Annotated in this window: 16 protein-coding genes; 13 read left to right on the forward strand and 3 right to left on the reverse strand. The window is 51.6% G+C overall.

Annotated elements, in window-relative coordinates:
• Window positions 1-36 precede the first annotated feature (36 nt).
• Window positions 37-1095 carry an SMP-30/gluconolactonase/LRE family protein gene (locus ACAW75_RS03610; RefSeq protein ID WP_370727310.1) on the reverse strand — a complete coding sequence of 353 codons (1059 nt, stop codon included), beginning with the start codon at window positions 1093-1095 and terminating at the stop codon, window positions 37-39.
• Between the two features lie 139 nt (window positions 1096-1234).
• On the opposite strand from ACAW75_RS03610, the gene pyrE reads away from it, so the two are divergent.
• Together pyrE and ACAW75_RS03620 are read left to right on the forward strand one after the other, a co-directional pair.
• The gene (gene pyrE / locus ACAW75_RS03615; RefSeq protein WP_370727311.1) at window positions 1235-1867 is read left to right on the forward strand and encodes an orotate phosphoribosyltransferase; all 633 of its coding nucleotides are present in this window, start codon (window positions 1235-1237) and stop codon (window positions 1865-1867) included.
• Window positions 1868-1950: 83 nt separating this feature from the next.
• Window positions 1951-2754: an SDR family oxidoreductase gene (locus ACAW75_RS03620; RefSeq protein ID WP_370727312.1), complete on the forward strand. Its 804-nt coding sequence runs from the start codon at window positions 1951-1953 to the stop codon at window positions 2752-2754.
• 87 nt (window positions 2755-2841) lie between these two features.
• On the opposite strand, the gene ACAW75_RS03625 is transcribed toward ACAW75_RS03620, so the two are convergent.
• A complete protein-coding gene (locus tag ACAW75_RS03625; protein ID WP_370727313.1) occupies window positions 2842-4101 on the reverse strand; it encodes an amidohydrolase in 1260 nt (419 codons plus the stop codon).
• Window positions 4102-4312: 211 nt separating this feature from the next.
• On the opposite strand from ACAW75_RS03625, the gene ACAW75_RS03630 reads away from it, so the two are divergent.
• The 7 genes from ACAW75_RS03630 (at window position 4313) to ACAW75_RS03660 (ending at window position 20535) form a co-directional block, all read left to right on the forward strand.
• The gene (locus ACAW75_RS03630; protein ID WP_370727314.1) at window positions 4313-7414 is read left to right on the forward strand and encodes a SusC/RagA family TonB-linked outer membrane protein; all 3102 of its coding nucleotides are present in this window, start codon (window positions 4313-4315) and stop codon (window positions 7412-7414) included.
• A 24-nt stretch (window positions 7415-7438) separates the two neighbouring features.
• Complete coding sequence (locus ACAW75_RS03635) at window positions 7439-8923, forward strand: RagB/SusD family nutrient uptake outer membrane protein (protein WP_370727315.1); 1485 nt, start codon at window positions 7439-7441, stop codon at window positions 8921-8923.
• 61 nt (window positions 8924-8984) lie between these two features.
• The gene (locus ACAW75_RS03640) at window positions 8985-9476 is read left to right on the forward strand and encodes a hypothetical protein (protein WP_370727316.1); all 492 of its coding nucleotides are present in this window, start codon (window positions 8985-8987) and stop codon (window positions 9474-9476) included.
• Window positions 9477-10440: 964 nt separating this feature from the next.
• Entirely contained in the window at window positions 10441-13599 is a 3159-nt protein-coding gene (locus ACAW75_RS03645; protein ID WP_370727317.1) for a SusC/RagA family TonB-linked outer membrane protein, read from the forward strand.
• A 16-nt stretch (window positions 13600-13615) separates the two neighbouring features.
• Window positions 13616-15094, forward strand: a complete 1479-nt coding sequence (locus ACAW75_RS03650; protein ID WP_370727318.1) for a RagB/SusD family nutrient uptake outer membrane protein — start codon at window positions 13616-13618, stop codon at window positions 15092-15094.
• Window positions 15095-15696: 602 nt separating this feature from the next.
• Window positions 15697-18828, forward strand: coding sequence for a SusC/RagA family TonB-linked outer membrane protein (locus tag ACAW75_RS03655; RefSeq protein WP_370727319.1), 3132 nt, complete (start codon window positions 15697-15699; stop codon window positions 18826-18828).
• Window positions 18829-18930: 102 nt separating this feature from the next.
• Window positions 18931-20535, forward strand: a complete 1605-nt coding sequence (locus ACAW75_RS03660; protein WP_370727320.1) for a RagB/SusD family nutrient uptake outer membrane protein — start codon at window positions 18931-18933, stop codon at window positions 20533-20535.
• Window positions 20536-20606: 71 nt separating this feature from the next.
• Here ACAW75_RS03660 and ung read toward each other — a convergent pair whose 3' ends face one another.
• Window positions 20607-21272: a uracil-DNA glycosylase gene (ung, locus tag ACAW75_RS03665; protein WP_370727321.1), complete on the reverse strand. Its 666-nt coding sequence runs from the start codon at window positions 21270-21272 to the stop codon at window positions 20607-20609.
• A 170-nt stretch (window positions 21273-21442) separates the two neighbouring features.
• Here ung and apaG point away from each other — a divergent pair, with 170 nt between their 5' ends.
• The 4 genes from apaG to ACAW75_RS03685 all read left to right on the forward strand — a co-directional run bounded on the left by apaG (window position 21443) and on the right by ACAW75_RS03685 (window position 25608).
• Window positions 21443-21829, forward strand: coding sequence for a Co2+/Mg2+ efflux facilitator ApaG/CorD (gene apaG, locus ACAW75_RS03670; protein ID WP_370727322.1), 387 nt, complete (start codon window positions 21443-21445; stop codon window positions 21827-21829).
• A gap of 15 nt (window positions 21830-21844) precedes the next feature.
• Complete coding sequence (locus ACAW75_RS03675; RefSeq protein ID WP_370727323.1) at window positions 21845-22624, forward strand: O-methyltransferase; 780 nt, start codon at window positions 21845-21847, stop codon at window positions 22622-22624.
• A 10-nt stretch (window positions 22625-22634) separates the two neighbouring features.
• Window positions 22635-23996, forward strand: a complete 1362-nt coding sequence (locus tag ACAW75_RS03680; RefSeq protein ID WP_370727324.1) for a monooxygenase — start codon at window positions 22635-22637, stop codon at window positions 23994-23996.
• Window positions 23997-24075: 79 nt separating this feature from the next.
• Window positions 24076-25608: a serine hydrolase domain-containing protein gene (locus tag ACAW75_RS03685; RefSeq protein ID WP_370727325.1), complete on the forward strand. Its 1533-nt coding sequence runs from the start codon at window positions 24076-24078 to the stop codon at window positions 25606-25608.
• The last annotated feature ends 103 nt before the right edge of the window (window positions 25609-25711 follow it).

Genomic DNA, 25711 nt, shown 5'->3' on the forward strand with positions numbered 1-25711 from the left:
GTTACTTCTCGATTCAATAAATCGCTGTTTTATGCACTAGAAACCGACACCTTTTGCCAATGCTCGGATCCGGCAAAGGTACATGTCGGCCGTTATATAGAGCGTGTGGCCATCATCGCCCCAGGCGCAGTTGGCCGTGGCTTCGCCGGTATCAATTCGCCCCAGCAACGTACCCGGCGAAGCGGCATTTGCCGCAGGCGCAATAACCAGTACACCACCCGGCCCGGTAGCCCATAGGTTTCCCTGCTGGTCTACCTTCAACCCATCAGGAGCGCCTTTCAACCCCTGCTTCATCAGGGCCGACGCGTCGAAGATTGTGTACCCTTTCCCTACCGACCCATCGGCCAGTACCGGATAAGCCCGAATGACAGGCTGTTGCAGATCAGACTGAGCGACATATAGCGTTTTGTTATCTGGCGAAAAAGCGAGTCCATTAGGCCGTGTCAGCTCACTGACCACAAGCGAAACGTCACCAGATGGCGCGACTCGATACACCCCGAATAAACTTGTTTCGCGCGTTGGGTCTTTTTCTTTGCCAGCCAGACCATAGGGAGGATCCGTGAAATAGTAGCTGCCGTTAGGATGTGCGACCACATCGTTCGGACTGTTGAACCGTTTGCCCTGGTAACGGTCGGCCAGGGTAATTTTTCCACCCGGCCCGTTTAGTGGCATAGCCGACACCCGCCGGTCGCCATGCTCACAGGTGATCAGTCGCCCCTGCGCGTCGACGGTCAATCCATTCGAGCCCGATTCGTCGCTGTAGGTGCCTAACCCTGTATAACCTGCTGGTGTAAGAAACGGCTGACAACCATCCGCTGCCGTCCAGCGGTAGATCGTATTTTTGGGTACGTCCGAAAAAAGCAGGTAGCCAGCCGATGAGCCGGATAAGGGCGCCGACGGAGCCGGACCGCCTTTAACCCATACTGGCCCTTCGGCCCAGATAAAACCAGCCGCCAGCACGTCTATTTTTGCGTTCTTCGCCAGTAGGTGATCCAGCCTCGGGTCCAGCCTTACCACTTCACCAATGGTTGGGTACGTTTGCGCCCAAAGCGACGTAACTGGAAGGAGCGCGAGCAGCAGCAGCGTTTTAATCATGGTGATACTGGATTATCGGTGTTGAGGTAGGGTTCTCGCTTGCGTTCGCCTAAAAAAATAGGCTGGTGCCTGAACCTACTTTTGCCAAAGCGCCGAAGTTTGGCAAAGTTTGCAGTTCAATCAAGCAAAGCCATCTATTTTGTCGTCCGTTGCCCAAACTGTTGCCCGTCATCTGCTCGATGTACAGGCCGTTCGTCTTCGCCCGTCTGCTCCATTCACCTGGAGCTCGGGCTGGAAATCACCCATTTATTGCGATAATCGCGTCACCCTGGCGTATCCGGCGGTACGTACCTACATTAAACAGGCATTGGCCGATGTTGTCAGGCAGCAATTCCCAGAGGCCCAGGTAATGGCTGGCGTCGCCACGGCCGGCATTCCACAAGGTGCCCTTGTCGCCGATGAATTGGGCCTGCCCTATTGCTATGTCCGCCCGGAACCCAAAAAGCATGGCATGGGTAATCAGATCGAAGGCCAACTGGCGCCCGCCCAGAAGGTGGTCGTGGTTGAAGATTTAATCTCGACAGGTGGCAGTTCGTTGAAAGTTGTCGATGCGCTGCGACAGGCTGGCGCGGAGGTTATTGGCATGATCGCTATTTTCACCTACGGGTTTGTCACGGCCGATGAGAACTTCGAACGGGCTGGCGTGAAACTAGTCTGTCTCAGCGAGTATGATCAGCTGGTACAGGAAGCGCAGGCATTGGCGTACATCCCCGCCGATGCCCTCGAATCGCTGGCCGAATGGCGCAAAAATCCCGCTGATTGGGGCAACTAAGTTACGGGCGGGGCGTTCCGTCATCGCTGATAGCTGTCGTGTTTCCATCTGGCTTAGTTCACTAACTGGCTAATTCAAAACGTATGGCCTCCTCTTTCAAGCAGAAAGTAGCCTGGGTTACCGGGGCGTCGTCAGGTATTGGCGAAGCGCTGGCAATCAGCTTAGCCCGCCAGGGTGCGCGGCTGGTATTATCGGCCCGCCGCCCCGACGAGTTAGACCGGGTGGCTCTGGCCACGGGCCTGCCCGACAGCCAGCTGTTGATTCTCCCGCTCGATGTGACCGCTGACGAGCTATTGCCTGGGTACGTTGCTGCCGTACTGGCCCGGTTCGGGCAGATCGATTATCTTTTCCTGAATGCGGGTATAACCCAGCGAAGCTTTGCCATCGATACAGACCTTGCGGTGTACCGCCGGTTGATGGACGTTAACTTTTTTGGCGCCATAGCCCTCGTTCAGGTTGTGTTGCCGGCTATGTTAGCCCAAAAGAGCGGCCACTTTGTGGTGACGAGCAGCGTTTTCGGAAAGATCGGCGTAAAGCAACGCACGGGATATTGCGCCTCCAAACATGCCTTGCACGGTTATTTTGACGCGCTTCGCGCAGAAGTTGCCGCTGCCGGCCTTCAAGTCACAATGGTCTGTCCGGGCTATATTCGTACCCCTATCTCAACGTCAGCCCTGACAGCACAGGGAGGAAACTATGGCAAGTCAGATAAACACCAGGAACAGGGAATGCCCGCCAACAAGTGCGCCAGCAAGATGTTGACTGCTGTGGCCGCGGGCCGCGAAGAGGTTTATATTGGCGGCTCTGAGCTATTCGGGATTTACCTGAAGCGGTTCTTCCCCGCTTTGCTCGCCAGAATACTACGCAATAGAAACGTAGAGGAGTGATAATGAACAGACTAGTCATTGACAGCCTGATGTACGAAGAACGTACCTACCGGGCTGGCAATGGCTAGAGAAAGCAACTTAACCGTGTTATTTTTTACTTTTCTGTTCCATGTAGTCAACGGTCAGATGGCAGAGTGACCGAACACCCAGGGTAAAGCAGCTTTCGTCGATCTGGAAATCAGGCGTGTGGTGCGGGGCCGCATCCGTTGCTTTTTTCCCCTTTGCCATACCACCCAGGAAGTAGAAAAAGCCAGGCACCTTCTGCTGGTAGAATGAAAAGTCTTCGGCACCCGTCTGGGCGGGTGTCAGCTTAATATTGTCTTTACCGGCCATTGCCTCCAGCGTGGGCACCATCCGGTCGGTCAATGCCGGATCGTTATAAGTAACCGGATACATGATATCGATTTTCACATCGGCTTTAGCGCCGGCGCTGGCAGCAATCCCCGTAGCGATCTCGTTAATCCGGCGGTGTACCAACTGCTGTGCTTCGGGGCTGAAGGTGCGGATAGTGCCGATCATGTTTGCTTCTTCGGGAATGATGTTCTGACGGATGCCGCCGTGTAAGGCTCCAACGGTAACAACGGCCGCATTATCCGTCAAAACGACATTCCGGCTCACAATGGTCTGTAAACCCATCACCACCTGAGCAGCCGTTACAATCGGGTCTACACCCGACCAGGGAGCAGCACCGTGCGTCTGTTTGCCATGAATCTTAATGGCGTATTGATCAACAGCCGCCATGGTAGCACCAGGACGGTATTTGATCGTTCCCACTTCGGTTTGTGAGTTGATGTGCAAGCCGAAGATGGCATCAACCTTCGGGTTTTCGAGCACACCCTCTTTAACCATTAGCTGGGCGCCCCCTTCCTCACCAGCAGGTGCTCCTTCTTCAGCTGGCTGGAAGATGAATTTAACCGTGCCTTTCAACTCGCTTTTCATGGAAGCAAGTACTTCAGCAGCTCCCATGAGCATGGCAACGTGTGTATCATGACCGCAAGCATGCATGACACCTGTTTGTTGGTTATTGTACTCTGTTTTTACCGTCGACTTGAAGGGTAGATCCACGCGCTCAGTAACGGGTAGCCCATCCATATCAGCACGCAGTGCTACCACTGGCCCGGGCTTTCCTCCTTTTAAAATCCCGACAACGCCAGTTTTGCCAACACCGGTTGTAACGTCAATCCCCAGCGAGTGCAGATGAGCTGCAATTATTCCGGCGGTGCGGGTTTCCCGGTTACCCAGTTCAGGATTCTGATGAAAATCCCGGCGCCATGTCACAACCTTTCCCTCTACGGAGGCAGCCGCTTTATCAATTTGTGATTTTAAAGGGATTACCTGTGCATACATGCAATCTACAGAAACACCAGTAAGTCCAATTAGTAGCATTAATACTGCAATAAACCTTTGAATCATCATGGTATAGTTCAATTATGTTTAGAAGTAGATTAAGCGCAAAAGTTAAATAATTTCCGAACAAATTCGCTGCAATAACGTTCTATTAAATAATTTTGCAACCGTTTAATCACAATTAACAAACTAATTCTATCGTCAAACTTCTATGAGAAAATTCTTTCTGGGAAGCTGGCTGCTTCTACTGATCATCACGCTGCCAGCCATGGCGCAGGATGTATCGGTCAGCGGCCGAGTGACCTCTTCCGATGACGACTCGGCTTTGCCGGGTGTTAGTGTGCAGGTCAAAGGCACCACACGGGGTGCCGTGACTGATGCCACTGGTTCGTACCGAATCAGCGCTCCTGCCGGGGCTCGCCTCGTTTTTAGCTTTATTGGCTATGATAATCAGGAGATTGCTATAGGAAAACAAACCGTTGTGAATGTAAAATTGACAACGAATTCGCAAAACCTGAACGAAGTAGTTGTAACAGGTTATGGCGGCACGGTAAACCGCAGGGAATTTACGGGGGCCAGCTCGAAAGTTGGCGGCGACAAAATAAGCAACTTACCTGTAGGTAGTTTTGACAAGGCCCTGGCTGGTCGGGCAGCAGGTGTTCAGGTAACATCGGCCAATGGTGTACCAGGGGGTGCTATCCAGATTCGTATCCGGGGTGTCGGCTCTATTTCAGCTGGTAGCGATCCGCTGTACGTTATTGACGGGGTACAGTTGAACACCACCAACAACTCCAGCTTTACGAGTAGCAACCCGCTGGCTTTCCTGAACCCGAACGATATCGAGAACATCGAGATCCTGAAAGATGCCGCGGCAGCCTCAATCTACGGGTCGCAGGCGGCCAATGGTGTGGTGCTGGTAACGACCAAACGGGGTAAGGCCGGCAAAACAGCCGTTTCCTTCAATTATTACACGGGCATCTCTGATCCGATCAAAAAGCTGAACGTGCTGAACACCCAGGACTGGATCAAGCTTCGGACTGAAAACCTGGTTAACGCCGGTACTGCTGCTGACGTAGCCCGCTCTACGATCTTATCAACGCTTCGTCAGCCAACGACGCTGACCGACGCTGAGATCGCAGCGCTGCCAACCTACGACTGGCAGGATGCCGTTTACAAGCAAGGCAAGACCAACAACTATGAGTTGAGCCTGAACGGTGGTAATGAGAAGACCCGCTTTTTCGTGTCAGGTTCATATTACACGCAGAGCGCCAACATCATCAACATTGACTTCGTGCGTGGTACGATCAATACAACGCTGACGCACCAGATCAACAACAAACTGACGCTGGAACAAACACTGAAACTGAGCACAATCACCTCGCGTGGCCAGTTTGGATCACCAAACGGTGGTTCGTTCCTGGGTGCTGCGGCGTTCTCGTCACCCCTGATTCTGCCAAGTGTACCCATCTATAACCCAGATGGTAGCTACTATGGTACGCCGGCACTGGGTGGTATTCCAGGCATCCTGAACCAGAACATTGTTCAGGTAAGTGAGCTGAATACCATTCGCGCCAATCAGAACAGCTTCGTGGGTAGCCTTGCGCTGAACTACAAAGTGAATGACAATTTGACCATTCGTCCTTTTGTCAGCATGGACTATCGGTCGATTCGTGGTCATAACTTCTCTGACCCACGCACTGCTGATGGTGTCAACGTACGTGGCCGTGTTCAGGATCAGTTGAACGAGAACAAGAACTTCCTGACCAACATCACAGCGAATTACAACAAGCTGTTTGCGGGTAAACATGAAATCAGCGCATTAGTCGGTGCAGAGTACCGGTCGGATATTAACGAAAACCTCTCGAGTAATATCACGAACGTACCTACGCCTGATTTCCAGTATGCCAGTGCAGCGGCATTGCCCGTGAGCATCGGCGGCAGCTGGACAGGGTATCGGAAAGGGTCGTTGTTCGGGAACGTTAAATACAACTTCAACAAGAAGTATGACGTCAGCTTCATTGGCCGTCTGGACGGGTCAAGCCGTTTCGGAGCCAACAACCGCTTTGGTTTCTTCCCCTCCATTTCTGGTGCCTGGCTGATCTCAGAAGAAAGCTTCCTGAAAGGCAACACCACATTGAACGATCTGAAACTTCGGGCTTCGTTTGGTACAACGGGTAATGACCAGTTAGGGTCGGCCTTTGGTGCGTCTAACTTCCCGGGGTTAGGTCTGGTTAGCCCAGGTTTTGACTATAATGGATCGGCTGGTTTTGCTCCTACTCAATTGGCAAACCCCGATCTGAAATGGGAAACCAACGAAACGATCAACCTTGGCCTTGACTTCGGTCTGTTAGGCAACCGCATTACCGGTTCGGTCGACGTATTCCAGCGGACCAGTAAAGACCTGCTCCTGCCTTTCAACCTGCCTTTCACCAGCGGCTACAGCACCATTGCCCGTAACGCTGGCGAAGTACAGAACCGAGGGATCGAGTTCGAGATCAATACCGTCAACGTTCGTGCTGGCCAGTTCCAATGGAAATCGGCGTTCAACATCACCAGCATCCAGAACAAAGTGACGAAGCTTTATCCAGGTATCGTCCCATTAAACAACCCGGATAGCGCACTGGTGCTGAGCTATACTGATTTCTATGGTGTAGGCCGGAGTGCCATTCTGGGTCGTCCACTCCAGGTTAACTATACCACCGATTATGCTGGTGTTAACCCGGCAACCGGCCGGGCTATGTGGTATGACTACGCCGGGAACATTACTTACCGTCCGCAAAATCCACGCGATTTGAAATTCTTCGGCTCTGAATTGCCTAAGTTTTACGGTGGTTTCAATAACACGTTTATCTACGGTGGTCTGTCGCTCGACTTCCTGTTTCAGTTCGACTATGGTCGTCGGTCATTCAACTCCCAAACGTCGTTCCTGGCGGAAAACGCTGGCCGTAATTTCAACGCCCTGCAGGAAACATTCGATCGTCGCTGGCAACAGCCAGGTGACATCACCGACGTACCCCGTGCGTTTAACGCCAATGCTGAAGCAAACAGTATTAGCAACCTGTCGGGTACGCGTACCCTGGAAGATGCTTCATATCTACGCCTGAAACAGGTAACACTTGCCTACGACATTCCGGCTACGTTTACCCGTAAGATCAAGGCATCGAAAGCACGTGTCTACATCCAGGGCGCCAACCTGATTACGGTAACCAAATGGACAAGTTATGACCCAGAGTTCCTGAACTTCGGCTCGGGTAACAGCGGTCTGGTACCCAATTCGAAGACCTACCAGGCTGGTATCAACATAACGTTTTAATTCAGAACTACGATCTTAGACGCTATGCGTACACATAAACTAATCCTGTCGGCAAGCTTGCTGACAGCGGGTCTACTGACGATCTCGGCCTGTAAAGACAGCACCCTGCTCGAAGTAAAGCCCCGTACAGCGGCAGACTCGCAAACTGCACTGACAACACCAGAAGGTTTTGATGCAGCCATCAACGGTATCTATGACCGTCTACAGTCAACTGTACTCTACGGGCGGGATTTCCTGGCTCTGTCGGAGGCCCTGTCTGATAACGCTCAGTTTACAAATAAGTCAGGTCGTCTGGTTAATGAAAACCGGAACGTAGCCAACGCTTCATTTACCAACTGGGCTACATCGTACTTTGCCATCAATCAGGCTAACCTGATTCTGGACAATGTCTCTAAAGTGACCTTCGCTGCGGCTGATACCGCCCGTCGGAACCGTTTTCAGGGGCAAGCCTATTTTCTACGGGCACTGCTTTACCATGACCTAAGCCGTGCTTATACATACGATCCAGGTGTTGAAGTTGCTTCACAAAACCGGGGCGGTGTACCGATCGTGTTAACCGGCGTAACGGATCAGGCGAACATTACATTTCCTGCCCGTCCGGCCGTGTCTGACGTATACAAGCAGATTTATTCTGACTTGCAGAATGCAATTGCCACGTTCACAAAATCGAACCCGTCAGCACCTGCTTACGGTAACTTGCAGGCGGCTCAGGCGTTGTTCTCGCGCGTTGCCTTGTACAATAAAGACTATGCTACTGTAGTTAAATATGCTACAGATGCCATTGCAGGATCAATCAAATTGTCGCCTAATGCATCGTATGTCGGCGGCTGGCGGGCCCCTCAAAACCCGGAATCGTTGTTTGAAGTCCAGTTCGCTGTTGCGTCTGAAAACATTGGTGTAAATACCTCATTACAGACGACATACACGACGCTGGTTCGTACTGGCGACCGGTCAACCACCGGCGGTTTTGGAGATCTGGTCCCTACAACAGCGGGCGCCACCTCCTTCATCGCTGACCTCGAAGCTGAAAAAAGCTCGACAGGCGCTATTCTGGATATTCGTCGTCAGTTGTACGAGCTTGGTACAACTGGCCGGGGTACAGCCTTTATTGAAACAACCAAGTTTCTGGGTAAGAACGGTACTATCAATCTTGATAACGTACCTGTAATCCGGGTATCGGAAGTATATCTGAATCGGGCCGAAGCCAACTACTACTTGGGTAACACAGACGCTGCGCTGGCTGACCTGAACGTGATTCGGACACGCGCTGGCTTACCGGCTTCCACATTGACAGGCGCTGCGCTGCTGGCTGAGATTTATCGGCAGGCTCGCCTGGAATTTGGTTTTGAAGGGCATCGCTGGTTTGACCTGAAACGGACCGGTCAGAATGTGGTAAAAGCAGCTGCACAAGGTGGTGGATTAGTCTACACGGATTTCCGTATTCTGGCAAATATTCCTGTGAACGACCTGTCGACAAACAAGAACATCAAGCAGAATTTCGGCTACTAATCACGCAATGTCGGGCTTCACCAGACCAGCTGAAGCCAGGCTTGCCTAACTACTGTTTTCAATGAAAAAAATAACAACTCTTGCGGCATGTGTACTGGCCCTGTTGGGTTTATATGCCTGCAACAACGATATCAATAAGGTATTTGATAACCAGACGTTGATTGAGTTTCAACCAGCGGTTGTCAATGCAGCCAGTGTAGGACGGACGTACCCGTTACTGACCGTGGCAACAAGCACAACGGCTGGCGCTACAATCGCTCCCCAGCTGAATCTGGTTGGCCGTCAGCGGAGTGCTGAGCTACCGGTCCGTGTTTTTGTTGATCCTACCTCAACGGCTTCCCCGTCAACGTACACTATTGCCAATGGTGGTGTGGCTACATTTGCGGCGGCCGGCGCGCCTACATCAAGTACGGTGGCTATGACCATCACGGTGGCCAAAGCCAGCAGCGCGGCAGCACCATTTGGTAACCTGATTCTGGTGATCGACAGCACAAGCACCGATTACAAACCGAGTCAGAACTACAAACGAATCGGCTACACGTTCCGACAATAGACCGATTAAGTTGAGATTGAAACCGCTTTGAGCAATCAGAGCGGTTTTTTTATGCCCGTTTTACGGGCATATCAGCCTACAAAATGTATACATGCTAAAATTATACTTTAACGGAATCTTGCAATAGTTATACAGCCTTGTCAACCTGTTGACTATTCCATATTCTTTTCCGTCACATTTACACAGAATTAAAATTTGATTATAACAAGGTTAACCTTATTTTTATACTACCGATAGCGGAATAGCCAAATAATACCCTAGTATCTGTATTTTTTTAGATCACTGTTTTACGCAGCTGCTTCTGGGAATACTATTATTGGTAATACACTTCAACTGTAGCCGTGCTTTTCGATGTGCCAGCCAGTAATTACCGCTGGGAGTTTCTGGTCCCGATTCGGAGAATCAACTTCACGAAGGCGATTATCCAGAATCCACTCTGATGCCCGTTTTTTATTTTATCGTAGAGTTTATTAGTTGACTTATTCAGAAAGCTGCCCCGAATTGTCAGGGCAGCTTTTTTGTGTTCGACAAGCAAGGCACGAAGTTACTGTCGCCGGAGCAGCTCATCGACGCCTGGGAGTAATGTAGTGCCGCAACTCGACTTGCCCTGGGCGGTTTAGTTTAGGGTCTTTTTTCAGAGCCAACTAACCTATAGCTAGTTATAAACTACCAAAAACACAATTCATATAATTAATAAGGTTAATTATTTCACTAAACATAGAGGAATGCCTGAGTATTTATATCTTATCTTGTAATGTTTAAAATTATCCTGCCAAATAACTTTTTTTCAGAATAAAAAGCCTATGCTAAACCCTTAGACACTATTTTTACATTGTCAAAGTATCATTTTCCAAATTATCTCCTGCTTTACTTAGTGGTCTTCTACTTTTTCAGGCGTATAGAAATTACTGGAAAGTACAGATCCCCTTTTGCTTCACCTAACAAATCAATAATCTACAGAACCATGAGAAAACTCTTTACGGGAAGTTGGCTACTCTTGATGCTGCTCTCGTTTCCGATGCTGGCACAGGATATTACGATCCGTGGTCAAGTCACCACTGCCGATGATAACACACCACTCCCAGGTGTTAGTGTACAGGTAAAAGGAACAACACGTGGCATTTCGACAGATGGGCAGGGAAAATATCAATTGACTGCTCCTGCTGGTGGTCGGCTGGTCTTCAGCTTTATCGGATACCTTGCCAAAGAGGTAGCCATTAGCAATCAGACCACAATTAACGTTGCGCTCTCTGGTGATTCACAACAGTTGAGCGAAGTAGTGGTTGTCGGGTACGGTACGCAATCTCGTCAGGATGCCACCGGAAGCATTACAACGATTAAGGGAGCGGCCATCGCCCAAACGCCTATCCAGAGCTTTGAAGCTGGTTTGGCAGGCCGTAGTCCCGGGGTTCAGATCACAGTCCCAAACGGTGTACTAAATAATCCACCTGTGTTCCGCATCCGGGGTACCAATTCGATTTCGCTGAGCTCTTACCCACTGATCGTGATCGATGGAATCCCTACTTATACGGGTGATTTCAGTTCGACGAATGCCCCCGCCAACCCACTGGCCAGTATCAACCCCAATGATATCGAAACAATGGACATCGCCAAAGATGCCGCAGCTACCGCGATCTACGGTAGCCGGGCCGCAAACGGGGTTGTGTTTATAACTACCAAACGGGGGAAAGCAGGCAAGGTAAAAGTGAATTACGATGGCTGGGCTGGCTTTTCAAATACGTACCGGCTGCCCAACATGATGAATGCCAGCGAATACATTGCCTTTAAAACGCAGGCTGTTGCCAACAACCCAACCTCAACCGCCAAGTTTGTTCAGACCAATGATGCCAACGGCAATCCGATCGACACTCGCTGGTATGACTATATTTATCGGCAGGGTTTTTCGCAGAGCCATAACATCAACGTGTCGGGCGGTAGCGAGAACACAAACTACTACTTCTCAACCGGGTACACCAAGCAGGAAGGTATTATCAGGAAAAATGATTTCCAGCGGATCAATACCTTATTCAATGTAGACAGTAAAGTAGGAAAGCTAGTTACCATCGGCGGCAAAATCTCGTACTCCAATGAGCAAAACTATTCGTCGTCGTCATCGGGTTCATTGAGTGGTGAAGCCTTTGCTACCAGTGGTCTGGGGCGTGTTGGTCTGGTATTGCCTCCAATCCTGGCGCCCTACAACAACGATGGTTCGTATAACGTAAGCGGCCCTGCCATTGGCACAGGGACAAACGTGACGGGCACGGCGATTTCGTACCCTAACCCAGTACCCTCGCTTGATCTGAACCGGTCGAATTCGGAAAATAACCACATCCAGTCGAACATCTATTTACAGATCAAGCCGGTAAACTGGATTACACTGAAGAGCTCCTTCGGCATCGACTACCTGTATATCGACAATGATCTGTTCTCGTCACCAATCACCGCTGAGGGTAATTCAACGGGCGGGTCTGCCTCGAGCATCTTCGGTCGCTACAAAACCTCACTCTGGACAAATACGGCTCAATTTGACAAAACGATCGCTGGCGCACATAATTTCAGCCTGCTTCTGGGCCAGGAACAACAGCGCCGCACCTCGCAGGCCTATGGGTTGAACCGCCAAACCCTCTCAGACCCTGCCTACACCGTGATTCAGGCGGGCTTCGTGACAAACAATGCCACGGGTCTGGGCTACGGAGAAAACTACCTACTGTCTGGCTTTGGCCGGTTGAACTACAACTACAAAGAGAAATATCTGCTGGGCGCCAACATCCGCCAGGACGAATACTCGGCGTTGGGTGTGAAAAAAGGGATCTTCTACGGCTTGTCGGCCGGTTGGGAGATCACGAAGGAAAACTTCTGGGCAAGCGCCGGTCTAGACCGTCTGTTTAGCAGCTTCAAGATTCGTGGCAGCTATGGAAAAGTAGGTAACATTGGCGGTATCGGCGACTACACGCCGTACTCTACGTATGGATCAGGTCTGTATGGTGGTGTGGCTACGCTGAACTTCTCTAGTGTGGGTAACCCAAATCTGCAGTGGGAAACCAGCAAGAAAACCGATATCGGCTTCACGTTCGGTTTGCTCAATGATCGGATTACGGGTGAAGTGGCCTATTATAAGAATGACATCGACAACCTGATTCTAAACGTTGCTCAGTCACCATCGACGGGTCTGCCATCAAGCCCGCCGCAGAACGTGGGGGCGATGTACAACAAAGGGCTGGAGTTGTCTTTTACCGGACGGGTAGTGAATACCAGGAATTTCCAGTGGACGTCTAACTTCAATATTACCTTCAACAAGAACGAAGTAACGGCATTGGCTCCCGGTTTAACGTCGCTACAAACGGTAACCTCTGGCCTGGAGACAGTTAGCCAGACGATGGTCGGTTATCCACTTGGCCAACTGTGGGTATTACGTACGGGCGGTGTTGACCCCACGTCTGGCAAACGTATCTTCTTAAATTCAGCCGGCACACCTGTTTATTATCAGTTCTACGCGCCAACCGGTCAGTTTAACTACTCGACAACGCCAGATGGTAAAACCAGGTACGTTAGTCCAACTGGTGGTACCTCCATTACACAGGCGGCTGATGGTGTGATGTACGGCAACGTCAGCCCAAAACAGTACGGTGGCTTCGATAACAACTTCAAGTACCGCAACTTCGATCTGGGTGTTCTGCTTACGTATCAACTTGGTTTCAATGTGTATTACGGCACCAACGCCGGCCTGCACGATCAGCGTTTCTGGAACAATGACCGGGATATGCTGACCGAAACATGGACCAAGGAAGGTGATACCGGCAAGCTGTATCCCAAGGCTGTCTTTGGTGACAACGTGTCGAACGGATCAGCTACGCCCATGGATATCAACGTGTTCAAAGGCGATTTCCTGAAACTGCGCAATTTGACCCTTGGCTATACGCTGCCAGCCAGTCTGACAAGCCGGGCCAAAATCAGCAATCTCCGCTTGTATGTTAGCGGTCAGAACCTGGCAGTCCTGACCAAATACCCCGGTCCAGATCCAGAAGTATCGTCGAATGGGAACAGCACCAGTTCACAGGGCATTGACCGCAACACGGTTGGTAACTCCCGGACAATCACCATCGGACTACGTGCAGGATTCTAACCGTACAACAACCATCATGAAAAAGTCAATCATCAACTTTGCCATCGTTGGCACACTCATAGCAGCACTCACAGCCTGTAATCGTGATCTGCTGACCCCCATTCCACAAACATCCGTTTCGGATGCCTCGGCCTTCAGCACACCTTCGCGGGTACAGGGGCAATTGTTATCGCTGTATGCTGGCTTGAAGTCTGGCAATTTTTACGGGGGCCGTTACGTCATTTACGGCGATATTCGAGGGGAAAACTTCATCAATGAAACGTCGAACCTGGTAACTGGCTCAGACGTGTGGGCCTTAAACGCGACAAACAGCGCTACGGCCGTTCAAACCCTTTGGAGCGCTGCCTACCTGGTTATCAATAAATGCAACATCTTTATTGATGGAATGGCAACAAGCGGTGCGGCGGTAGTTGGGGCTGATCTGGCGCCTAAATATGTGGCCGAGGCCAAGCTGATCCGGGCGTTAACCTATTACAGCCTGCTTCAGTATTATGCGCGCCCCTATGCTGATGGCAACGGCTCGAAACCCGGCGTTCCGCTTCGATTGAAAGGCATCATTGGATCGGGGGAATCGAATATTGCCCGGAGCACCGTCGCGGAGGTGTATACACAGGTGTTAAAAGACCTGAATGATGCGGAAGCAGCGCTGCCCTCGTCATACACGGCAGCAACGGATAACACAACCCGTGCGCACAAGAATACGGCGATTGCGCTGAAAACCCGGGTATACCTCAGCATGCAGAACTACGGCGCGGTGATTACCGAAGCCAACAAGATTGTCAGCGCCACGGCTCCGTTTGCGGCAGCAACGGGCGTTGCGCATCGGTTACAGGCCGACGTTGCCACTGTTTTCACGAACTACACCACAACGGAGTCAATCTTCTCGATGCCGATGACAAGCACATCGGGCGACTCACCTGGCACGCAGAATCAGCTGGCGTTCTACTTCTCGCCCACTGCTGCCAATGGTGGTGTAGGCGGTGGTGAATATTCCCTGAATCCGAATGGGATCATTACTGAACCTACCTGGACAGCCACTGACAAGCGTCGACAATTCATTAAAACGAGTGGTTCAGGCGCTACGGCCAAGAGCTGGTGGACCAAATACAAAGTAGCCAGTCCCTACACCGACTACGTACCTGTGATTCGTTACGCAGAAGTACTGCTGAACCTGGCCGAAGCAAAAGTGCGCAGCACCAATTCGGTAGATGCACAGGCTGTGGCTTTGCTTAGCGCGGTTCGTAACCGATCAGATGCAGCTACCACCTACACGACGGCCAGTTTCCCCACCTCGGCCAGCCTGATTAACTCAATCATGCTGGAACGCGAGATTGAGTTTTTAGGAGAAGGCCTACGGAACAATGACCTGGTTCGGCTGCTCGAAACGATTCCTGCCAAAGGAACGGCCCCTTTAAAAGCAGCATCGGAATCAGGCTATATCTGGCCAATCTCATCAGCCGAACTAGCGCTCAATGCGCTGATTACGGATAACTAGCTTTCCTTTCAGACACAGCTGTTCTTTTTGAACGCTGCAACTTTTGCCACTAATCCCGGACTACTTAAGTAGCCCGGGATTTTTTTATAAAACGAGTTCATTTTTTCACGAACTACTTAGCATCTGCTGCGTTAATAGAACACTACTATATTGATTGTCAAGACAATAAATTTTCACATTAATATAATTTTACTCATATTTAGCGAAAATACTTATTGAGTATATTTCTTGCACTATTCTTATAAAATAAATGTAAATCAGGCGTTTATCTATCATTTTTACCATTTCAATTCCAAGCTAAAAACAGCCTCATAATTATACTTTTCTCAGAATATCCATTCGGGATTATGATCGTATTCCTTACATTTGCGGCACGTTTACCGAATTATCAAAACAATTCTATAGACTAGATATTGAAAGCAGGGCGACTGACTACTCTAAGTAGAAGTAGTCGCTTCGCCAATGGTCTTTCATCGTCCAGTTACTCGCCATTCACGCTGTCATACACGTGAGAAGCCAAATCTAGAAGTCGAATTCATTGGTATTCGAAGGGCGTCAGTTTATAACTATTTAATCAACAAACTCACTTATCAGACACATCTATGAACAGACAGTTTATAGGAAGTTTGCTACTGTTGTTGCTATTCGCGTTGCCCATGCTGGCACAGGATATCTCCGTTCAGGGCCGGGTAACTTCATCAGACGATGGCACTCCGCTGCCAGGTGTAACCGTACAGGTGAAAGGTACTACACGTGGTACCACTACAGATGCGCAGGGGAATTACCGGATCAATACCGCAGGAACCAGCACGCTCGTATTTAGCTATATCGGCTATACCACGCTGGAGGCTGCCGTTGGTAATCGGACCACCGTCAACACCGCTTTAACCGGCGATTCTCAGCAATTGAGTGAAGTGGTCGTAACAGGTTACGGAACGCAGCAGCGCCGCGACGTGACGGGGTCTGTAGGAACGATAAAAGGCGATGGCATCAAAAACATTGCCGTTCCCAGCTTCGATAAATACCTGCAAGGTCAGGTAGCTGGTGTGCAGGCATCGGTGCCTGGCGGCGTTTTGGGGCAGGCAGCCCGGGTACGTATTCGGGGAACAAACTCGATTTCGAACAGTTCCGATCCTCTCTACGTCGTTGACGGTGTTCCGTATATTACGGGTAACCAGGGCGCAACGGCCAGCAACCCATACAATCCACTGGGCGACATTAACCCCAACGATATTGAAAGCGTTGAAGTGCTGAAAGATGGCTCGGCAACAGCTATTTACGGGTCACGGGCAGCAAACGGCGTAATCCTGATCACAACCAAACGCGGCAAAAAAGGAGCACCTCGCCTGTCGTACGACGGCTGGATTGCGCTGGCACAACCTTCAAAACGGTTCGATCTGCTGAATGCCAACGAGTTCATCGCGATCGCCAATGAGAAGCTGACCAATGCCGGTATTGCGGCGGCGGCCTTCCCGACGTCGAATACAGCAACCGGCGGTTTTTACGATTCAGACTGGCAGAGCGTTATTCTGCGCACTGGTTTTCAGCAAAACCACGCCTTGTCGTTCAGCGGCGCTACAGACCAGACGAACTATTACTTCTCGCTAGGCTATGCCAATCTGGAGGGTAACATCAATGCCAACAACCAGACGAAGTACAGCATTCGCGCCAAACTCGACCAGAAGGCGTTCAACGACAAGCTGACATTTGGTATCAATGTGTTTGCTACTCAGACCAAGAATACGGGCCTGAACCAGGGCACCAATGCCTTGTCTGGCAACATCGCGGCGGCAATCTATGCCTTTCCGAACGTAGCCATTCAGTACCCGGACGGAACGTACAACATCGAAGGACAGAGCCTGGGCCGGGGGGCCAATACACGGGCTATCTATGGTAACTACACAAACCAGAAGTTCATCCTCGATAACAACATTTACACGAACCAAAACCTGAACCTGACGGGCAACACGTTCGTGGATCTTCAGCTTGCCAAGGGCCTGAATGCCCGTACGCAGATTGGTGTAAATTATCTGAACAACGAAGATTTCACGTACCTGAATCCAGATCATGGCGATGGCGTTTCGGTAAAAGGCTCACTCGACCAGATTTACCAGAATCAGTTCCGCTATAACTGGCAGAACACGCTGAGCTACAACCAGACGTTCGGTCAACACAAGATTGGTGCAGTCATAGGCTACGAGAACCAGAAAACGAACTACCGCTACTTTGAAGCTTACGGTACGGGCTTATCTGACAAATACTTTGGCGTAAACGGCAACATCATCAGTGGTTCGTTGACCAACCAGCAAATCGGCGGTACGGCTAACCAACGCGCTTTTGAATCCGTATTTGGCCGGGCCAACTACGCTTACGGCGACCGGTATCTGCTGAGTGCCACCGTGCGTCAGGACAAGATTTCATCGCTGCCTATCGGTAACCAAAGCGCGGTGCTACCGGGTATTTCGGTGGGCTGGCGTTTATCGGAGGAGAAATTCCTGAAATCGGTAACGTTCCTCAATGAGTTGAAACTGCGCGGTGGCTATGCTGTTGTAGGTAACGTCGAGATTGGTAACTACCCCTACGCCGGTATCTTCTCGGCCACGCAGTATGGCGATGTGACGGGGATTCGGTATAGCCAGGTTGGTAACAGTAACCTGAAGTTTGAAACCAGCAAAAAACTGAATTTCGGTATTGATGCGTCGTTCCTGGCTAACCGGATTAGCTTCACGGCCGAGTATTTCCGCAACAACATCGACAATCTGATCCTGCAGGCGCCAACACCTCCTTCACTGGGTGTTCCAGCCAACCAGATTGCCCAGAACATTGGTCGGATGTACAACCAGGGCGTTGAGCTGTCGTTGAACACGGTTAATTTCCAGACCAATAGCTTCGCGTGGCGCACCAACTTCAACCTGACGTTTGTGCAAAACAAAATTCAGCAGCTGGTAAACGGCAGCGACATTCCGTCGACGTACAACATCCTGCGCGAGGGCGAGTCGATTGGTGCTTTCTATGGCTACGTGAGCCGTGGTGTAAACCCATCGAACGGTAACCCAATCTTTGAAAAAGGAGACGGAACACTGGTGCAATACCTGACAGGCAAAGTAACCACAGCCACAAACAACTTCGTGTGGGCTCGCTACGATCCGGCTAACCCAACCAATGTTGCTACCTCTGCGGCAGCGTTGACCAACAGCGACAAACGCGTACTGGGCGTGGGTAACCCAACCTGGTATGGCGGATTCAACAACTCGTTCTCGTATAAGAACTTCGACGCAACAGTGTTCCTGACCTTTGCAGGTGGCAACAAAATTTACAACGTTACCCGCCAGGAGCAGCTGAACAACCAGGTGTTTGCCAACTCGGGTCGTGAACTGCTGAATCGCTGGACAACTGACGGACAGGTGACCGACGTACCCAAGCTGTATTTCAACTCTGATGCGACGGTCTTGCAAAACGGCAACCTGAACAGCCGCTTCCTCGAAGACGGTGCATTCCTGCGGGTGCAGAACCTCAGCTTAGGCTACACGCTGCCAGCCGGTTTGCGCCGGTCGATCCGCGCCAGCAGCTTCCGGGTCTATGCCCAAGTGCAGAATGCGTTTGTCTTCACCAAGTACAAAGGACTTGATCCCGAACTGGGCAGCAGCGTCACCACAAACGTTGCTCCGGGTGTTGACAACCGGACGAACCCGGTTCCACGCACATACACTGTCGGTCTCAACATGAATTTCTAAGCACTGCTAGCTGCCATGATCGGGCTGCCGTGATGCGCCTAATTCATTCTCATCGCAACCGGCTGAACCCAACCCATCGCGTTAGTTTATTGACAGACACACATGAAAAAAGTGATAATCAATTTTCTGAATAAAGGAAAGCTAGCCAAAGCGACCCTGCTGGGTACGTTGCTGGTTGTTTCTTCCTGCCAAAAATTTACAGAACTCAACCCATTGGCTTCTTTGTCGGAGAATACGGCATTCACATCGGCCAATAGTATTGAGCTGGTTGCCAATGGCGTTTATCAGTCGGCAGCCATCGGAACCTATTCGGGCGGTGCCGGTCGCGGCTATCCGTTCGGCGCCGCTTCGATTGAGCAGAACGAGATGCGCGGCGAAGACATGGTTAATCTTCAGGCATTCTACGATTTCACGTACCGTGCTGTATATTCAACCACTACGGCCAACAACGTAAACTACTGGGAGCAACTCTATGCCCTGATCAACCAGGCGAACATTTTGATCACAGGTGTTCGGCAGGCAGGCACCAATGGCGTCATCACTGCCACTCAGGCGGCTCAGTATGAAGGGGAAGGTCGTTTTCTGCGGGCAATGGCTCACCATGAACTGCTGATTCATTTTTCGCGTCCGTACGCCGATAACAACGGTGGGAACCCAGGCGTACCGTACCGCGAGAACCCGATCAACTCAACCACGTCGGTGCAGGACGGCCTGGCCCAAGGCCGTGGTACTGTGGCGCAGACCTATACCAAGATCCTGGCTGACCTCGATTTCGCAGAAACGAACCTGCCTGCAGCACGTGCAGCCTTGGCAACGTCTATTTCACGGGCCACTTCCGGGGCAGCCATTGCCCTGAAAACACGGGTTAAACAGCACATGCAAGACTGGGCCGGTGTGATTACGGAAGGCGCTAAACTCGGTACAGCAGCAACAACGGGTACGTTCACCAGTCCTATTGGCAGCTATAAACTGGAGGCCAGCGTGGATGCACCGTTTGTTAACTACACAGCCAACGCAGAGTCTATCTTCTCCATTGCCAATAGCCTGAACTCGAACCCGGGTGTCAATGGGGCGCTGCCCAGTATGTTCGGCCCAACTTCACTGGGTGGTCGTGACCTGATTGCCACAAGCCCGAACCTGTACAATGCCCCCTTCTGGGTAGCCGGCGATACACGGCGTACCTTGTTACAGGTTGCCCAGACAACGGGTAGCTATCCGTTCTACTTCAATTACAAGTACCGTCAGTATACTACCCGTGCCGACTGGGCCCCCATTTTACGGTATGCTGAAGTCTTGTTAAACGTGTCGGAAGCCTATTCGCGTCAGGGAAACAGTGCCCAGGCACTGCTGCTGCTGAACGCCGTTCGTAACCGGGCGGTACCGGTTGCCGAGCGCTACACCACTGCCCCCGCCGATCTGACGTTGGCGATTCTGAACGAGCGCCGGATTGAGTTCACGGGCGAGGGTCGCCGCTGGCCGGATATTCACCGCCTTGCCCTGGATCCGAAATACTCGACAGGTGGCATTCCGGCTAAGATCGACGTATCACAGATCAGAAATACAAGCTACAACTTAACCACCCGGCCCGTGTTGACCGGTATTGTAGCGGCTATTCCTTACAACGATTACCGCTTCCTGTGGCCCATCCCGACCTCAGAAGCTTCGCTGAACCCCACATTGCTGGCTCAGCAGAACCCAGGGTATTAATTGGTCAGTACTGCCTAAAAAAGGCTCTTCCCAGTTCGGGAAGAGCCTTTTTTAGTTACTTAGGTACGTTGCTACCACTCAATCGGAGCCAGCCCTTTGCTGGTCAGGTACTCATTGGCCTGGCTGAAGTGCTTGTTACCAAACCAGCCCCCCCACTGAGCCGCCATCGGCGATGGGTGTTTCGATTTCAATACCAGATGCTTATTCTCATCAATGACGGCTCCCTTCTTCTGCGCATAGGCGCCCCAGAGCAAGAACACCACGTTTTCTTTCTGTTCCGAAAGTAGTTTGATGACTGCATCGGTAAACGTTTCCCAGCCTTTTCCCTGGTGCGAACCGGCCTGCCCCGCCCGCACAGTCAGCGTTGAGTTGAGGAGCATTACACCTTGGGAAGCCCAGCGCTCCAGGTTACCCGATTTAGGAATCGGCTTACCCAGATCATCCTGAATCTCTTTGAAAATATTAATCAACGAGGGCGGTTTGGTGATGCCATCAGCCACCGAAAAGGCTAAGCCATTGGCCTGCCCTTCCCCATGGTAGGGGTCTTGCCCCAGAATGACCACGCGTGTCTCTTCGAACGGACATTTGTCGAAGGCGTTGAACAGTAGCTTTCCTGGCGGATAGACTCGTTGCGCCGAGTACTCTTCGCGCAAAAATTCAGCTAATTTGGTAAAGTAGGGTTTATCGAATTCGGGTTGCAGGTAGGGCTTCCAGGACTCAGCAATGATTACGTTCATAAAGTGAAGAATACGTTGGTAACAAATTAACCGAACCGAGGCTAATTTGTCTAAAGAATTGAACACATGCTAGAGCACATACCTGAAATTTATTTTAGACTTCTCTGGTTGAGGAAACAAACTTTAGCTCGTACTTTACGTTCTAAAGTTGTCGAAAACGAGTTTTTTTTATGATTACGGCAGTAACGGAAGGCATTAAAGTCAGCGTGAAAACAGAATACCAGCATGGGTATTCCAGCCCAATGCAGGCGCATTATGTATTCACGTATCGCATAGCCATTGAAAACCATAGCGAACACACCATTCAGCTCCTTCGCCGCCACTGGCTAATCTACGACGCCAATGGGCAGGTTCGGGAAGTAGAAGGCGAAGGGGTTATCGGCCTGCAACCCGTACTCGAACCTGGTGAACGGCACGAATATGTGTCGGGTTGTAACCTGCACGCCAGCATGGGCAAAATGGTGGGCTCCTACCTCGTCGAGCGGTTGATCGATGGGAAACAATTTCGTATTCAGGTCCCCGAATTCACGATGGTGGTGCCTTTCCAGCTGAATTAACGTTACCAGGAATCTGTGATTGCGGCGTACCTCCGTTATCTGTGGCGGGCCGGCAACCTGCATGGGTTGCACTCGCCCTTTGTCTACGCGCTCTATCGCGACGTACTTCGTCCGAAGCATGCTGCCCCGCCAGGTACGTTGCCGATCGAAGCGCTTCGATCGGCTTTACTTCGTAGCGATAAAACGATATCAGTTACCGATCTGGGCGCCGGTTCGCGTCAATCGGCAGGTAACCTCCGACACCTAGCCACGATTGCCCGCCATGCCCAGAAGCCAGCCCGGTATGCCTGGCTGCTCCATCGGCTGGTGCTGCACTTTCAGGCCAGGCACGTTCTCGAACTGGGTACGTCGCTGGGCTTAACTACCGCCTATCTGGCGAATGCCGTTTCGCAAACGGGCGGTCAGCTTTATTCGTTTGAAGGCTGCCCGAACACGGCAACACTGGCTCGCACCCATCTCGATCAACTCGGCTATCCAGCGGTAAAGCTGGTTGTGGGTAACCTGGACGAAACGCTGGCCGAAACGGTAGCTTCCCTCCCTGTTATCGATCTGGTTTTTTTCGACGCGAATCATCGGTATACGCCTACAGTTCAGTATTTTATGACGTGCTTACCCCACATTCATAATGATACACTGTTTATCTTTGATGACATTCATTGGTCGGAAGAAATGGAGCAGGCCTGGGAGACGATAAAAGGGCATCCCCGGGTTCAGGTTACCATCGATCTGTTTGGCGTGGGGCTGGTCTTTTTTCGCCGGGAGCAGCCTAAACAGCATTTTGTTCTTCGTTTTTAACCATTCTGGTATGATGACCCGCGTTTTACTGACTGCCACATTCGGCGCTGCGTTGCTAGTCGCTTCCTGCAAGAAAAACGCTGACGTGACCACCCCCGATTTAGCGAAAACCTCTTTTGAGCTGATTCAGGATCGTATTCTCACGCCTTCATGTGCCACAGCGGGCTGCCACGCCTCAGAAGCAGACGCCGCATTCCGGCAGCATGGGCTGGTGCTAGCCGCTGGTGTAGCCTATAAAAATCTGGTTGGTGTTGCTCCCAAAAACGCCGAATCACTGGCCGACGGACATAAGCGGGTAAAGCCGTTTGTGTCGCTGGAAAGCCTGTTGTTCCATAAGCTGAACGTCGACGCATCGCATCACAGCGGTAAAAGCTACGGCAACCCAATGCCGCTGGGCAGCGAGGCACTGTCTGTCGGGCAAATCGAGTTTGTTCGTCGATGGATTGAAGGTGGGGCACTGGCGACGGGTAACGCGATCGATCCGGCCCTGCTGGATGACAAAACGCCCAGCACGGCTCCTAACAGCGCCTTTACACCACCCGCCGCCCCCGCCAGCGGACAAGGGTATCAGCTGAAAGTCGATGCGTTTGATGTGGCCACCAATTTTGAGCGGGAAATCTTTGTTCGGCGGGCGGTAGGCAACCCCACCGACATTTACGTAAACCGGTTTACGGTCAGCATGCGCCCCGGTAGCCACCACTTTCTGGCTTACGATTTCGACAATAAAGCCGTTGCTCCACCCATGGATCAGGTACGTGACCTGCGTAACGCAGATGGCACCCTAAACCTGCTGACGGCGTTGCAAATGTCGAATCATACGTACCTGATGGGTAGCCCGAGCATGGCCTATGAGTACAAGTTCCCGGAGGGTGCCGCCTTGCTGATTCCGGCCAACTCATCCTTCGACCTGAACGTGCATTACGTGAACAAGAGCACGTCAGTCATCAGAGGGGAGTCCTATATCAATATGTACACAACGCCTCAGGCATCTGTGACCAAGGTGGTCAAGACGCTCAATATGGCTAATACCAGCCTGTCGATACCCGCTGGCGCCCGGAAGACATTCACAAAATCATTCACTGTTGGCAAGCCTTCACTGATTTTGTCGCTCACATCACACATGCATAAACTGGGTGAGAAGTTTGTTATCCGAATCAAAGGGGGCGCTCGCGACGGCGAAATTGTGTATACGACTACTGATTGGGAACATCCGGACGTCATCAACTTTGCCACGCCCATACAGCTGGCGAAAGGCGAAGGGCTCACGTCTGAGATCACCTATAATAACACCACCAACAAGACCGTCCAGTTTGGCCTCACCAGCGACGATGAGATGGGAATCATCTTCGGGTATTATTACGAGGTCAACTAAAGGCTTATATTTTTTGCAGAAAAGTGGCTTTCCATACAGGCAGGCCACTTTTTTTGTGCGCTGACTCGTACTTTGCAGTATGATGCATCGCTACTTCCTTACAACGCTACTTCTATCGGCCGGCATCTGCCTCTCGGCCATGGGGCAGAGCCCCAACCCCTCCCCTGACCCTGACCGGCTCGCCAGAATCAAGGCTGCGCTACCAGTCATTGACAAGCTATACCGCGATTATGCCGCACAACGCAACGTACCTGGACTAGGCTTCGGGGTTGTGGTTGATGGGCAGTTGGTGCATGGCCAGGGCGCGGGTTTTGCGGATCTGGCCACTAAACGGCCCGCCACGGCACAGTCGCAATTCCGCATCGCCTCCATGACGAAAAGCCTGACTGCCATGGCGATCCTGAAGCTTCGGGATGAAGGCAAACTCCGCCTCGATGACCCGGCTGCCAACTACGTACCTGAACTGAAGCAGTTGAAGCCGCTCACATCCGACGCTCCCGCCATCACCGTTCGGCATCTGCTCACCCATGCGGCAGGCTTCCCGGAAGACAACCCCTGGGGTGACCGTCAACTGGCCGATTCGGAAGCTGAGTTGACGCAGTTTCTGAAGGGAGGTATATCGCTGTCTAATGCGCCGGGGGTCGCTTATGAGTATGCCAACCTGGGCTTTGCGCTCCTGGGTCGAATTATCACGAACGTAACAAAACAACCGTATCAGCAGTACATCACCAACGCTATTCTGAAGCCACTGGGTATGACCAGTACGATTTGGGACTACCGGCAAGCAGACCCCGCCCGCTACGTGAACGGGTACCGCTGGCAGGAAGGGAAGCACCTTCCTGAAATTCCGCTGGCCGACGGGTCATGGGGCGCTATGGGTGGCTTGATAACGACTGTCGAGGATTTCTCGGCATACATGGCCCTACATCTAAACGCCTGGCCAGCCCGCGACGGAGCCGAGACGGGGCCGGTAAAACGAAGTTCGATTCGGGAGATGCAGCAACCCTGGAATTTTCGGGGATTGAATCCCCAATTCAGGTACGCTTCCGGCAGGCTATGCCCGCAAACAATCAGCTATGCCTACGGCCTGGTATGGGTACGTGACTGCGAAGGACGGGTCAGCGTTGGGCATAGCGGCGGTTTACCTGGTTTTGGCAGTGAATGGCAGGTGCTCCCTGACTACGGAATAGGCGTTATCGGCTGCGCCAATCTGACGTATTCCGGACTGCGCGGTATCAACACAATCGCCCTCGACACGCTGATTGCGCTCGCCGGGCTGAAGCCCCGCCCCATACCAGTGTCCCCAATACTAGCCAAACGGAAAGTGGAACTAGTTTCCCTCCTGCCCGATTGGAAGAACGGCGAAGCAAGCGGCATTTTTGCCGAAAACTTCTTTCCCGACACACCAATTGCGTTACGCAGGAAAGCAACCCAGGCCCTATTTGACAAGATTGGTCAGGTCACCGGCGTCGGCGAACTGGTTCCGGAAAACAACCTGCGTGGTACGTTCACCATCAATGGCGAACGAGGTAAGCTCCATGTTTTTTTCACGCTGACACCCGAGGCCAATCCGCTCATTCAGCAGTTAGATATGACGGAGGCGAAAAGGTAGGTACGTCGTTATCGGCGAAGCCCCCCGCCGATAACGACGTACTCAATACACAAAAAAAGCCGCTCCGGATTATCCAGAGCGGCTTTTCAATCATTATGAACGC

This window comes from Fibrella arboris, assembly GCF_041321095.1.
Lineage (GTDB): Bacteria > Bacteroidota > Bacteroidia > Cytophagales > Spirosomataceae > Fibrella > Fibrella arboris.